Source organism: Streptomyces sp. NPDC024687, assembly GCF_055559055.1.
In genome coordinates this window covers 401,764-414,694 of the sequence record NZ_JBVHLJ010000003.1, presented here as the reverse complement: position 1 = coordinate 414,694, position 12,931 = coordinate 401,764, and the positions used below count along the sequence as shown (strand labels likewise).

The following is a 12,931-nucleotide window of genomic DNA, read 5'->3' as shown; positions in this document are numbered from 1 at the left end:
GCAGGAGGATGACCAGACGAAGGGAGAAGCCATGCGCTTCGAAATCATGCGACTCGACGACGTCGACGGCACGCCCGTGGACAGCACCGTCGTGGACGCCGCCTCCGTCAACCGGATCGTTCAGCAGGCCGCCGCGATAGGACAGCGGCTCTGGATCCGTCCGGCCGACACCTCGGCCTCATAACCGGAACAGTACAGACGCGGATCACCGCTGAAGCTTCAGAGCCCCCGCCCGGCATCGACGCCGGGCGGGGGCTCTGCGCGTACCGCAAGCATCCCGAGGGGTTCAGCCCCCCTGGACGACCTGGGTGATCCCGTTGATGATCTGCTGCACGGCGATCGCGGAGAGCATCATGCCCGCGAGCCGGGTCACGAGCACGACACCGCCGTCCTTGATGACCCGGATGATCAGCAGCGAGTACCGCATCACCACCCACAGCACGACATGGATGGCGAGGATGGCCGTCCACACCGAGACCTGGGTGGCCACGCTGTGGGCCTTCTGCACGGCGAGGATGACGGAGACGATCGCACCGGGGCCCGCGAGCAGCGGCATGCCCAGGGGGACGAGTGCCACGTTGACGTCCTTGGTCTGCTTCGGCTCGTCCGTCTTGCCGGTGAGCAGGTCGAGCGCGATCAGCAGGAGCAGCAGCCCGCCCGCGATCATCAGCGCGGGCACGGAGACGTGCAGGTAGTTCAGGATCTGGTGGCCCAGGAGCCCGAAGACGGCGATGACACCGCCGGCCACACAGACGGCCTGGAAGGCCATCCGCTTCTGCACCTTGCCGGGCCGGCCGGCGGTCAGCGCGAGGAAGATCGGGGTGATCCCGGGGGGATCCATGATGACGAACAGGGTGAGGAAGAGCGAGCCGAAGACGGCGACGTCGAACATGACGGAACTGGCCTTACAGAAGGGGTGGACACGGAACCGCGAACGGGCGACGGCCCACGGCGCCGGGTTCGGGGACACGGAGCTGATGACGGCCTGCGGCGCCGGGCACGGAGAAGCCGAGCCGGGCACAGGCCTGATGACGCGAGGTGCGGTGTGATGCGTGAAGGCGTGATGCGGGAAGGCGGGGCCGGGCCTCAGATTCCGCCGGTCCCGGGGACGGGAAACGCACCCGTCGCCCGTCGTGTGATCTCCCCGTACACCTCGGGGTCCGTCGTGTACTCGCCGAGGGCGACCGTCTTGCGGCTGCCGTGGTAGTCGCTGGAACCGGTGACGAGCAGCCCCAGGTCGGCGGCGAGCCCGCGCAGCCGTACGCGGGTGTCCTCGTCGTGGTCCATGTGGTCGACCTCGATGCCGTCGAGGCCGGCGGCGGCCATCTCGGCGATCGCGGACTCCGGGACGGTGTGACCGCGCTTGCTCGCGCCCGGGTGGGCGAACACGGTGACGCCGCCGGCGCCCTTGACCAGCCGGATCGCCTCGAAGGGGTCGCTCTCGTGCTTGGCCACGTGGGCACGGCCGCCGTCGGCCAGCCAGTCGGTCGTGAAGGCGTCGTTCACGCTCGCCACGACCCCCGCCTCGACGAGAGCGGTGGCGACATGCGGCCGTCCGACGGACCCGTCCCCGGCGATCCGCGCCACCTGCTCCCAGGTGACCGGCACACCCAGCTCCTGGAGCCTGGCCACCATCGCGCGCGCCCGGGGCACCCGGTCGTCGCGCACCAGCTCCCGCTCGGCGAGCAGCTCCGGCTCCTCGGGATCGAACAGGTAGGCCAGCATGTGCATGGACACCCCGTCGATCCGGCAGGACAACTCGGCCCCGGTGACCAGGGTCAGCCCCGCGGGCAGCGCGGCGATGGCCTCGCCGTGCCCGCGGGTCGTGTCGTGATCGGTGAGGGCGACGACGTCCAGCCCGGCAGCGGCGGCGTTGCGCACCAGCTCGGCGGGCGTGTCGGTCCCGTCGGACGCCGTGGAGTGGCAGTGCAGGTCGATACGCACGACACGGGCTCCAGACGCTGACGGAACAGAAGAGGACGCTCAAGGATAACCGGATTTTCCGACTCCTCTGTCACACCCGCAGCGGGGGTGAGCCCCCTACAGTCAGGGCTTCAGGAGCCGGGGGGACAGCGCTCCGCAGGGCACCAGTTCCACTTCGGCGCCGGCGTCCCGCAGATCCGTCAGGACCAGCTCGTCGTACATCAGCAACCCGGACTGCTCGGGCCACACCACGGCCCACAGCCACAGCCCCAGCGCCTCGCCCGCGAACACCGCCCGGTCCTCCGGCGCCCCGGAGACATGCCACAGCGGAGTCGGCCGGCCGGCGGCGAGCACCTTGGCCTGCGGCGGTTTCTCCACGTTCATGTACGGCCCCGGATCCGGTCCGTCGATGCCCGCGTAGCGCGCCCCGAGCCCGACGCCGAGCTCCTCGGCCACGAGGATCAGCTCGCCGACACCGCCGAGCGGTCCGGGTCCCGTGCACGCCACCGCCGTGGCGCGGCCGCCGCTGCGGTCGTCGCCCGCGCAGGCCACGCCCGTGAACAGCCAGCCGACCGGCAGCGGCCACGGCATCCACACCGGTACCTGCGTGCGATGCACCACGACTTCGAGGGCCTCGACACTGGGCGGGATCACGGGCTGCAGCGGATGCACCGTCCCGTGCACGTCGCACTGCCAGGAATCGGCGAAGAGTCCGGGAGCCCTGACCCGGCCACCACACTTCGGGCAACTGGGTTCGCCCCTCATAGGGCCCCACGGTCCTACCCTCGCTCCGCCACGTCAAGGACGATCACCCGTCCGGACGGAACCGGTTCACGCGGGCACTACCAGGGACAACTAGATGTAGCTTGCATTATTTAGCCGAGCTAACTTAGTATGTGCATTTACCAACTATCTCAGTGGAGTGGAGGAACGACCATGGACCCCTTCGATGCGGGAGCCGGCGGCATCCTGCGCCAGCCGAAGGCCGTATGGGCGACGGCGGGCGCCTCCGTCGTCGCCTTCATGGGCATCGGACTCGTGGACCCGATCCTGCCGTCGATCGCCCAGGGCCTGGACGCCACGGCGAGTCAGGTCTCCCTCCTGTTCACCTCGTACTTCCTGATCACCGCGATCGCGATGCTGGTCACCGGCTTCGTCTCCAGCCGCATCGGCGGCAAGAAGACGCTGCTGCTCGGCCTCGCCCTCGTCGTGGTCTTCGCGGGGCTCGCGGGCACCTCGGGCTCGGTCCAGGAACTGGTCGGCTTCCGGGCCGGCTGGGGTCTGGGCAACGCCCTGTTCGTCTCCACGGCCCTCGCCGTCATCGTCGGCGCGGCGGCGGGCGGCAGCGCGGCGGCGATCCTGCTGTACGAGTCCGCTCTCGGCCTCGGCATGGCCTGCGGCCCGCTCCTCGGCGCCCTGCTCGGCGACGCCAGCTGGCGCTACCCCTTCTTCGGTACGGCCTTCCTGATGGCGATCGGCTTCCTGTGCGTCACGGTGTTCCTGAAGGAGCAGCCGAAGCCGGCCCGCAAGACGTCCCTGCTCGACCCGATCAAGGCGCTCGGCCACGGCGGGCTCGCCTCGGCCGCGGTGTCGTCCTTCTTCTACAACTACACGTTCTTCACCGTGCTGGCCTTCACCCCGTTCGTGCTGGACATGACCCCGTACAAGTCGGGTGCCGTGTTCTTCGCCTGGGGTGTGCTGCTCGCCGTCTTCTCGGTGTTCGCCGCGCCGCGTCTCCAGGAGCGGTTCGGCTCCCTGAAGGTGCTCGGCGGCTCACTCGTGCTGCTCGCACTGGACGTGCTCGTCCTTGGCTACGGCAACCACACCGCGGCCATCGTCTGCACGATCCTGTCCGGCGCCTTCATCGGCGTGAACAACACGGTCTACACGGAGCTGGCGCTCGGCGTGTCGGACGCTCCGCGGCCCGTGGCGAGCGCGGGCTACAACTTCGTGCGCTGGTTCGCGGCGGCCGCGGCGCCCTACTTCGCGCCGAAGATCGAGGAGTGGACCGACATCCACATCCCGTTCGTGGTGGCCGCGGTGACCGCGGTGCTGGGCGCGCTCGTGGTCGTCGTACGACGCAAGGCGCTCACTCACGAGGCGGAGGAGCTGGAGCCGAGGCACGCGACCGAGGACAGTGTGGCCGTCTTCGCCAACTGAGGGCTTCCGGCCACCACTTGGTGACCTTGCTCACGCGAGGCTCACTCCAGCGGGACGGACTTGCGGGAGGGATCCCGAAGGTCCGTCCCGTTCGTCAGCCAGCGCTCCTGGAGGGCCTGCGCGCCGTGCACGCGCTTCCAGGCTGCCTCGTTGGGTGTCATGGGGAGCAACGGCAGGAAGTGGACCGGGTCGAGGGGCTCGTCGAGCTCCAGGTCCTCGACCAGGCCGCCCGGCTCGGCGACCAGGACCGAGGTGAACGGGGCGCCCGGCCACAGGGGTTCACCCACGTCGAGCGAGGCGCCCGGCGCCACGACCACGCCCTCGACCTGCGGGGACGCGGCGAGCACGGCGAGCGGACGGAGCACCTTGTCGGTGTCGGCGAGCCCTGCCCGTACGGAGAGGACGAGCTCGGCGCGCGGGCCCTTGACCGGGTCGGCGAGCATCGCGGTGGGGTCGCCCATCGGCTGGGCGGACATGCCGAGGGTGGCGTAACGGACGATGTCCCCGTCGGTGAAGCGGAGCACCTCGATGCGGTCCGTGCCGAGGAAGGTGACCGCCGCGCGTGCGTCCGGCTCGCCCAGCGCGCTGCGCAACCGGGCCTCGACCAGAGGAAGAACATCTGCCATGCGGCGAGCATAGAACTCGTCAGTACCGGGCAAAGCAGCGCCTTGACACTTCGGCCTGCTGGTACTCTGGCCCGGTCGTCAGGGCAGCACGCAGAAGCGTCGCGATCGAGCCCCGACGCCTTGTGAGACTCCCTTACGGGAATGGATCGTCCCTTACGAGGGACCGGCCGGAGGAGGTGGGGCTGTCATGGATCGAAGTCGACCTGGTAGTACCACTCGTTCTTCCGGCCGCTGATGCAGCTCTGTGACTTTCGGCAACCGCCGCCTCTCACGTTCGCGTCTTCGTGCGGAAGAGCACTTCGTTCGCTTTGCCTGATCTGCCTGATCGCCAGCAGTAGCTGAATCAGTAACGAAGTCCGCCACCGCGATGGTGCGGTGCTCCCCGCTTTGTGGACGTGCCAAACACCCACAGCAGGACGTCCTCATTCCGGGTAGTTCCACCCGTCGCCGGGGCCCTTTGTTGCCCGTCACGAAGGAGCCTGCCATGTCGATGATCCGTGACCTGCGTGCAGCCGTGCGTCCGTCGCGTCCCTCGCTGCGCAAGGACACCGGCGCGTACGACGCGACGCGCGACCCCTCGACTCCCTCGGCCGTCGTCGACTGCGCCGTCTACCGCGACGGCCGGCGTGTGGCGACCGACCAGCAGCTGAGTCCGCACGAGGCGATGCGCCAGGTGCGCCGTGACGGCGGGTTCGTGTGGATCGGTCTGCACGAGCCCAGCGAGGCCGAATTCTCCGGTATCGCCGGGGAGTTCGGGCTCCACCCGCTGGCCGTCGAGGACGCCGTCCAGGCCCACCAGCGGCCCAAGCTGGAGCGCTACGACGACTCCCTGTTCACCGTCTTCAAGACCATCCACTACGTCGAGCACGACGAGCTCACCGCCAACAGCGAGATCGTCGAGACCGGCGAGGTCATGTGCTTCACCGGCCGGGACTTCTTCATCACCGTCCGGCACGGCGGCCAGGGCTCGCTCAGGGCGCTGCGCCACCGCCTCCAGGACGACCCCGAACTGCTCGCCAAGGGCCCCTCGGCGGTGCTGCACGCGATCGCCGACCATGTCGTCGACGGCTATGTCGCGGTCGCCGACGCGGTGCAGGACGACATCGACGAGGTCGAGACCGAGGTGTTCACCCCGGGACGCGGTAACAAGGTCTCCCGCGGTGTCGACTCGGCCCGGATCTACCAGCTCAAGCGCGAGGTACTGGAGTTCAAGCGGGCCGTCGCCCCGCTGCTGCGGCCCATGCAGCTGCTCAGCGAGCGGCCGATGCGGCTGGTGGACCCCGACATCCAGAAGTACTTCCGGGACGTCGCCGACCACCTCGCCCGGGTCCAGGAGCAGGTCCTCGGCTTCGACGAGCTCCTCAACTCCATCCTCCAGGCCAACCTCGCGCAGGCGTCCGTCGCCCAGAACGAGGACATGCGCAAGATCACGTCCTGGGCCGCGATCATCGCCGTACCGACGATGGTGTGCGGGGTCTACGGCATGAACTTCGACTACATGCCGGAGACCCACTGGAAGCTCGGCTATCCGGTGATCATGGCGATCACCGGCGTCATCTGCATCGGCATCCACCGCACCCTCAAGCGCAACGGCTGGCTCTAGGGTGGGCGTCATGACACGTGAGCTGCTCGACCGGGCCCTCGTCGAGGAGGCCACGAAGAAGTCCGGCCTCATCTGGGTCAGGGGGCCCGGCGGCCCGGCCCGCGCCCTGTGGCACGTGTGGCACGAGGGTGCCGCGTGCCTGGTGGGCGACGGGCCCGGGGAGCAGCCGCTGCCCGGACTGGCCGACCAGGGCGGCGCCGAGGTGACCGTCCGCAGCAAGGACAAGGGGGGCCGGCTGGTCTCCTGGGCGGCGACAGTCGTCGAGCTGGCGCCCGGGTCCGAGGCGTGGCAGGCGGCGGTCGCCGAGCTCAAGGGGAAACGGCTGAACGCCCCCGACGGCGAGGCCATGACGGACCGTTGGTCCCGCGAGTGCCGGGTGCTCCGGCTCGAACCGACCGGGGTCACGGCGGCGCTGCCCGACGGCGACCTGGCCGAACCGCCGCTGCCGACGACGGCGACCACGCGTGAGCCGATCCCCGCGGGGCTTCCGCGGCTGCTGATGAAACGGCGCAAACGCTAGGACCCGGCAGCCGCGTCAGGACGCCGGCAGCTGCTTGCCGTAGTCGACCGTCTCGTCCTTGCCCGGTTCGGCCAGGGAGAACTTCTTGCCCCAGGCCGAGAAGGTCAGCGTGCCCGCGCCGCCCGCCCGGGCCAGTCGCAGGGGGTACGGCTGCCCCTCCAGGGAGACGTCCAGCGTGCCGCCGTCCCCCTTGTCACCCGTGATGCGGATCGTGCGGGTACCCGCCTGCTCGTGGTGGCCGTCGGTGTCCAGGCTGCCGTGCAGCGTCAGAAGTCCGTCGAGGAGAACGTCCTTGTCCGTGAAACCGCTGAACTTCTTGTACGCCGGGTCGCCCGACGGCACCTTCACGTACTTGCCGTCGAGCTTGCCGGCGGCCGCGTCCGTGTCCTCACCCTTGTCGTCGCCCTTGTCGTCGGCCTTGGTCCAGAAGCCCGCGTCGGCCTTCAGATACAGCTCCTCGCCGATCCGCAGCAGCTGGAAGGTGCTCCCCTCCGCGGTGACCGATCCGGAGCCGCCGTCGGAACTCAGGCGCATGTCGAGCTGGTATGTACGGCCGCTGGTGACCACGTTCCCCGACAGGCGCAGCGCGTCGGCGGACTCGGCGGCCGCCCGCGTCTTCGACTGGATCTGCTCGGCGGGCAGTTTGCCGACCCCGTTGGTGCCCGAGTCGGGATCCTCGCTGCAGCCCGTCAGGCCCGTTCCCGTCACGACCAGGGCGCACATCGCGCCCACCACAACGGTCCGGCGGGCACGGCCCGGGGGAATCGCGGTCACAGGTGGGGCTGCCTTTCCGACGAGGGTCCTTCAGCGGCGTACGGCAGCGTACCGGGGCCCGGGGCCCCGGGCGGAGCCAGCTCGTCCGGAGCGCTCACCAGGGCGGATCCGATCGGTACGGGCTAGCCTTAAGCCCTCCCGAGCGGGCAATCCGGACAACGACCGACGAACGAAACACCCCGTACGCACCCCCGTACGCGGCCTCGTACGCAAAGGAAGCACAGCCATGGCAGCGGGAGCCCCCCGGATCTTCGTCTCGCACCTGGCCGGTGTCGCCGTCTTCGATCCCAACGGCGACCAGGTGGGCCGCGTGCGCGATCTGGTCGTCGTGCTGCGCGTGGGGCGCCGGCCGCCCCGGGTCCTCGGTCTCGTCGTCGAACTGTCCACCCGGCGCCGCATCTTCCTGGCCATGACCCGGGTGACGAGCATCGAGTCCGGTCAGGTCATCACCACCGGCGTGCTCAACGTCCGCCGCTTCGAGCAACGGCCCACCGAGCGCCTGGTCTTCGGCGAACTGCTCGACCGGCGTGTGACGCTCGTGGAGTCCGGCGAACAGGCCACCGTCCTCGATGTGTCGGTGCAGCAGCTGCCGGCCCGCCGGGACTGGGAGATCGACCGTGTCTTCGTCCGCAAGGGCGGCAAGGGCGGGGCGTTCCGGCGCAAGGGCGAGGCGTTGACCGTCGAGTGGTCCGCCGTCACCGGCTTCACGCTGGAGGAGCACGGACAGGGCGCCGAGAGCCTCCTGGCCACCTTCGAGCAGCTGCGCGCGGCCGACCTCGCCAACGTCCTGCACCACCTCTCCGCCAAGCGGCGCGCCGAGGTGGCCGCCGCTCTCGACGACGACCGCCTGGCCGACGTACTGGAAGAGCTCCCCGAGGACGACCAGATCGAGATCCTCGGCAAGCTGAAGGAGGAGCGGGCCGCCGACGTCCTGGAGGCCATGGACCCCGACGACGCGGCCGACCTGCTCTCCGAGCTCCCCACGGAGGAGCAGGAGCGGCTGCTGAGCCTGATGCAGCCGGGCGACGCGGCCGACATGCGGCGCCTGATGGCCTACGAGGAGCACACCGCCGGCGGTCTGATGACGACGGAGCCGATCGTCCTGCGGCCGGACGCGACCGTCGCCGACGCGCTCGCCCGCGTCCGCAACGCCGACCTCTCCCCCGCCCTGGCCGCCCAGGTCTACGTGTGCCGAGCGCCCGACGAGACGCCGACCGGCAAGTACCTCGGCACGGTCCACTTCCAGCGGCTGCTGCGCGACCCGCCGTACACCCTCGTCAGCTCCATGGTCGACGACGACCTGCAGGCCCTGGACCCGGACGCGACGCTGCCGGTCATCGCCGGGTTCTTCGCGACGTACGACATGGTCGCGGCGCCCGTGGTCGACGACTCGGGCTCGCTGCTCGGCGCGGTGACCGTGGACGACGTACTGGACCACATGCTGCCGGAGGACTGGCGGGAGACGGAGTTCGACGCGGAGGGGGTGGCCCACGATGACGCCTGAGCGCGAGACCCCGAACCGCGAGCGCGCCACTTCCGGTGTCCGGGAGCGCACGCCCGTCGGCGCCACGGCGACCGGGCGCACCCGCGCCCGCCTCGACCAGCCCCGCCCGCCGCGCCGCCGGCTGCTGCCCGAGTGGGACCCGGAGGCGTTCGGGCGGCTGTCGGAGCGGATCGCCCGCTTCCTGGGCACCGGCCGGTTCATCGTGTGGATGACGGTCGTCATCATCGCGTGGGTGCTGTGGAACATCTTCGCGCCCAAGGATCTGCGCTTCGACAACTACCCGTTCATCTTCCTCACCCTGATGCTGTCCCTCCAGGCCTCCTATGCCGCCCCGCTGATCCTGCTCGCGCAGAACCGGCAGGACGACCGGGACCGGGTCAACCTCGAACAGGACCGCAAGCAGAACGAGCGGTCGATCGCGGACACCGAGTATCTGACCCGCGAGATCGCCTCGCTCAGGATCGGCCTCGGGGAGGTGGCGACCCGTGACTGGATCCGCTCGGAGCTCCAGGACCTGATGAAGGAGCTGGAGACACGGCAGGACGGACGCGGGCACGTCGTATTCCCGACAGACCGGCCAGAACGGCCGTCGGGACGTGACGTAGAAGACCGCTGAGGAACTTACTGAGGGGCCTGTCCGGAGCCGTACCATCGTCTGTATGGCTAGCGAAGACGCGGTGCGCGAGGCACTGGCGACGGTGAACGACCCCGAGATCAACCGGCCCATCACCGAGCTCGGGATGGTGAAGTCGGTGGAGATCGGCGCGGACGGGGCGGTCGCGGTCACCGTGTACCTGACGGTCTCCGGCTGTCCCATGCGCGAGACGATCACGCAGCGCGTGACGGACGCGGTCGCGGCGGTCGAGGGCGTTACGCGCGTCGACGTCACGCTCGACGTGATGAGCGACGAGCAGCGCAAGGAGCTGGCCACCGCGCTGCGCGGCGGCCAGACCGAGCGCGAGGTCCCCTTCGCCAAGCCCGGCTCCCTGACGCGGGTCTACGCGGTCGCCTCCGGCAAGGGCGGCGTCGGCAAGTCGTCGGTGACGGTGAACCTGGCGGCGGCGATGGCGGCGGACGGCTTGAAGGTCGGTGTCGTGGACGCCGACATCTACGGCCACTCGGTGCCGCGCATGCTGGGCGCCGACGGGCGTCCGACCCAGGTCGAGAACATGATCATGCCGCCGTCGGCGCACGGCGTGAAGGTCATCTCGATCGGCATGTTCACCCCGGGCAACGCACCGGTGGTGTGGCGTGGCCCCATGCTCCACCGTGCGCTCCAGCAGTTCCTGGCGGACGTGTACTGGGGCGACCTGGACGTACTGCTCCTCGACCTGCCGCCCGGCACCGGCGACATCGCGATCTCGGTGGCCCAGCTGGTCCCGAACGCGGAGATCCTGGTCGTGACGACCCCGCAGCAGGCCGCCGCCGAGGTCGCCGAGCGCGCGGGCTCCATCGCCGTCCAGACCCACCAGAAGATCGTCGGCGTGGTCGAGAACATGTCCGGCCTGCCCTGCCCGCACTGCGGCGAGATGGTGGACGTCTTCGGCACGGGCGGCGGCCAGACGGTCGCGGACGGCCTGACCCGCACGACGGGAGCGACGGTCCCGGTCCTCGGCTCCATCCCGATCGACGTCCGCCTGCGCGAAGGCGGCGACGAGGGCAAGCCGGTGGTCCTGACCGACCCGGAGTCTCCCGCGGGGGCGGCGCTGCGGGGGATCGCGGGGAAGCTGGGCGGGCGGCAGCGGGGGCTTTCGGGGTTGTCGCTGGGGATCACGCCGAGGAACAAGTTCTGAGACGGGCATGACAGAAGGCATTCCAGGGGGCCGGTAAGGTCCGTGGAATGCCGAGAGTCAAAGTCAGCGTCGTCGTCCCCGTCTACAACACCGGGAAGTACGTCGACGAGTGCGCGCCGTCGCTGCTCGGGCAGAGTCTGCCCGTCGACGAGTACGAGGTCATCTACGTCGACGACGGCTCGACGGACGACACCCTGACCCGGCTGGAGAAGATCGCCGGCGCGCACACCAACGTCCAGGTGCACACCCGGCCGAACTCCGGCTGGCCGGGCGCGCCGCGCAATCTCGGCATGCGGCACGCCAAGGGCGAGTACATCCAGTTCGTCGACCATGACGACACGCTCGGGCCAGAGGCCCTGGAGCGGCTGTACGAGCACGCCAAGCGGAACGACGCCGACGTGGTCCTCGGCAAGATGTCCAGCACGATGGTGCGGCCCCGGCGGCTGTTCCGGCACACGGTGGACGCCTGCACGATCGAGAACGACGAGCTCATGCAGAGCATGTCGCCGCACAAGATGTTCCGGCGTGCCTTCCTCGAGGAGCACGGTCTCCGGTTCCCCGAGGGCCCCTGGATCCTGGAGGACCTGGCCTTCGTCAGCGCCGCCTACCTGAAGGCCGAGCGGATCTCGGTCCTCGCCGACTACCCCTGCTATTACTGGATGAAGCGGGACGACGGCGGCAACAACACCCAGCACCGCTTCAACCCACGCCACGGCTTCTGGTCCAACTGCCGCACCATCGTGCGCCAGATCAAGGACGGCACACCCCCGTCGGACGACATCGACGCGCTGCAGAACCGCCTCCTGCACCGCCTCTACCACGTCGAGATCCTCTCCCGCACCCGCGAGCCCGAGATCCTCCGCGAGGACCCGGCCGACCAGCGCCCCCGCTTCGACGCCGCCCGCGAACTGGCCCTGACCGAGTTTCCCGCGGCCGTGCGCGAAGGGCTGCCCACCGTGTCCCGCCTCCGTGCCGAACTCCTCGAACGCGGTGACTTCGACGGAGCCGTGGCCCTCGCCGAGCGCGTCCGTCAGGTCAAGGCCCGCAGCGCTGTCGCCGGACTGCGGTGGGAGGACGGCCGGCTGGTCGCCGACGTCACGCTGGACCTGCTGCGCGGCGACGGCGAGCCGCTGGTGCTCGTCGAGCGGGACGGGAAGCGGTGGCTGGACCCGGAGCTGCTCGCCGGGGTGCCGGGGACCGAGAACGGCTGGGAGGTCCGCGATCCGTTCCGCCTGGCGTACGCCGAACTGGTCGTCAAGGACCGTGACCGCGAGGACTGGTGGTACCCGGAGGGCGACCTGGAGGTGCGGCTCGAGCCCTGCGGCGAGGGGCGCTCCCGGCTCGTCGCGTCCGGGCGGCTGCTGCTCGACCCTGAACGGCTCGCGGGCGGGCGGCCGTTGGAGCGCGGGGTGCACGACGTGTGGGCGTACGTCCAGCTGCTGGGTGTCGACCGAATGGTCCGCCTCACCGGCGACAGCACCCCGGGAACCCCGGCCGCGGGCTCGGCGCTGACCGGCGGTCGGCTCTCGCTGCCGTACTGGACGGGCAGCGGCCAGCTCGCCCTCGACGTGGACCAGCGCCAGCGCAGACTCGGTTCCGACACGGCCGGTGCCGCCGCGGCGAACACCGGGCGCGGGGAGCGGTCGCTCCCGCTGCCGTACGTGGCGTCCGCGGCCTCCAGCGGCCCCGCTCGCCTCAAGGTCACCGTGTCCGCCCTGACGGTGGACGCCGAGCTGGTGCCCGGTGACGACGGGACGACGGCCGTACTGCGGCTGCCCGCCCGGCTCAAGCTCCCGGCCGGACGCCACCCGGTCAGCCTGCCGAAGACCGACGCCCCCGTCGCGTACGCCGTCGTCCGCGACGGCGCCCTGCTGCGTCTCGAGGGCCCGGCCCACGAGGCCGGCACCGGACGCCGGCTCCTCGACGCGGTCGCCGACAACCGCCAGATCCGGCGGGTACGGCGACGACTGGGCCGATAGGGCCGATAGGGCGATCGTGGGGCACCGCACGGAACCTCGGTGCCCCACC

The 12,931-nt window shown here is 70.4% G+C and carries 13 protein-coding genes; 8 read left to right on the top strand and 5 right to left on the bottom strand.

The window, feature by feature from the left end:
* The first annotated feature begins 31 nt into the window (after window positions 1–31).
* Complete coding sequence (locus ACZ39I_RS13770) at window positions 32–184, top strand: hypothetical protein (RefSeq protein WP_007384531.1); 153 nt, start codon at window positions 32–34, stop codon at window positions 182–184.
* A 102-nt stretch (window positions 185–286) separates the two neighbouring features.
* On the opposite strand, the gene ACZ39I_RS13765 is transcribed toward ACZ39I_RS13770, so the two are convergent.
* The 3 genes from ACZ39I_RS13765 to ACZ39I_RS13755 form a co-directional block, all read right to left on the bottom strand.
* Entirely contained in the window at window positions 287–892 is a 606-nt protein-coding gene (locus ACZ39I_RS13765; RefSeq protein WP_467244668.1) for a MarC family protein, read from the bottom strand.
* 194 nt (window positions 893–1,086) lie between these two features.
* Window positions 1,087–1,944, bottom strand: coding sequence for a PHP domain-containing protein (locus ACZ39I_RS13760; RefSeq protein WP_352390310.1), 858 nt, complete (start codon window positions 1,942–1,944; stop codon window positions 1,087–1,089).
* A gap of 102 nt (window positions 1,945–2,046) precedes the next feature.
* Complete coding sequence (locus ACZ39I_RS13755; RefSeq protein ID WP_467244667.1) at window positions 2,047–2,688, bottom strand: DUF6758 family protein; 642 nt, start codon at window positions 2,686–2,688, stop codon at window positions 2,047–2,049.
* Between the two features lie 171 nt (window positions 2,689–2,859).
* On the opposite strand from ACZ39I_RS13755, the gene ACZ39I_RS13750 reads away from it, so the two are divergent.
* Window positions 2,860–4,083 (top strand): MFS transporter, encoded by a 1,224-nt coding sequence (locus tag ACZ39I_RS13750; RefSeq protein WP_451474900.1) that lies wholly within the window; start codon window positions 2,860–2,862, stop codon window positions 4,081–4,083.
* A gap of 41 nt (window positions 4,084–4,124) precedes the next feature.
* Here the strand turns inward: ACZ39I_RS13750 and ACZ39I_RS13745 are convergent, their stop codons facing one another.
* Window positions 4,125–4,709 (bottom strand): suppressor of fused domain protein, encoded by a 585-nt coding sequence (locus tag ACZ39I_RS13745; protein ID WP_352390313.1) that lies wholly within the window; start codon window positions 4,707–4,709, stop codon window positions 4,125–4,127.
* A 484-nt stretch (window positions 4,710–5,193) separates the two neighbouring features.
* Between ACZ39I_RS13745 and ACZ39I_RS13740 the strand changes: the two genes are divergently transcribed.
* Together ACZ39I_RS13740 and ACZ39I_RS13735 are read left to right on the top strand one after the other, a co-directional pair.
* A complete protein-coding gene (locus ACZ39I_RS13740; protein WP_467244666.1) occupies window positions 5,194–6,312 on the top strand; it encodes a magnesium and cobalt transport protein CorA in 1,119 nt (372 codons plus the stop codon).
* A 10-nt stretch (window positions 6,313–6,322) separates the two neighbouring features.
* Complete coding sequence (locus tag ACZ39I_RS13735; RefSeq protein ID WP_403660067.1) at window positions 6,323–6,832, top strand: hypothetical protein; 510 nt, start codon at window positions 6,323–6,325, stop codon at window positions 6,830–6,832.
* 15 nt (window positions 6,833–6,847) lie between these two features.
* Here the strand turns inward: ACZ39I_RS13735 and ACZ39I_RS13730 are convergent, their stop codons facing one another.
* On the bottom strand, window positions 6,848–7,606 hold the full coding sequence (locus ACZ39I_RS13730; RefSeq protein WP_467244665.1) for a hypothetical protein: 759 nt from the start codon (window positions 7,604–7,606) through the stop codon (window positions 6,848–6,850).
* 226 nt (window positions 7,607–7,832) lie between these two features.
* On the opposite strand from ACZ39I_RS13730, the gene ACZ39I_RS13725 reads away from it, so the two are divergent.
* Genes ACZ39I_RS13725 through ACZ39I_RS13710 form a run of 4 tightly spaced genes read left to right on the top strand, consistent with a single transcriptional unit; the run spans window position 7,833 to window position 12,882 of the window.
* Window positions 7,833–9,110, top strand: coding sequence for a magnesium transporter MgtE N-terminal domain-containing protein (locus tag ACZ39I_RS13725; RefSeq protein WP_467244664.1), 1,278 nt, complete (start codon window positions 7,833–7,835; stop codon window positions 9,108–9,110).
* Window positions 9,100–9,726, top strand: a complete 627-nt coding sequence (locus ACZ39I_RS13720; RefSeq protein WP_467244663.1) for a DUF1003 domain-containing protein — start codon at window positions 9,100–9,102, stop codon at window positions 9,724–9,726. Before ACZ39I_RS13725 ends, ACZ39I_RS13720 begins: the two co-directional genes overlap by 11 nt.
* Before the next feature lie 43 nt (window positions 9,727–9,769).
* A complete protein-coding gene (locus tag ACZ39I_RS13715; protein ID WP_467244662.1) occupies window positions 9,770–10,903 on the top strand; it encodes an Mrp/NBP35 family ATP-binding protein in 1,134 nt (377 codons plus the stop codon).
* 47 nt (window positions 10,904–10,950) lie between these two features.
* A complete protein-coding gene (locus ACZ39I_RS13710; protein WP_467244661.1) occupies window positions 10,951–12,882 on the top strand; it encodes a glycosyltransferase family 2 protein in 1,932 nt (643 codons plus the stop codon).
* Window positions 12,883–12,931: the final 49 nt, after the last annotated feature.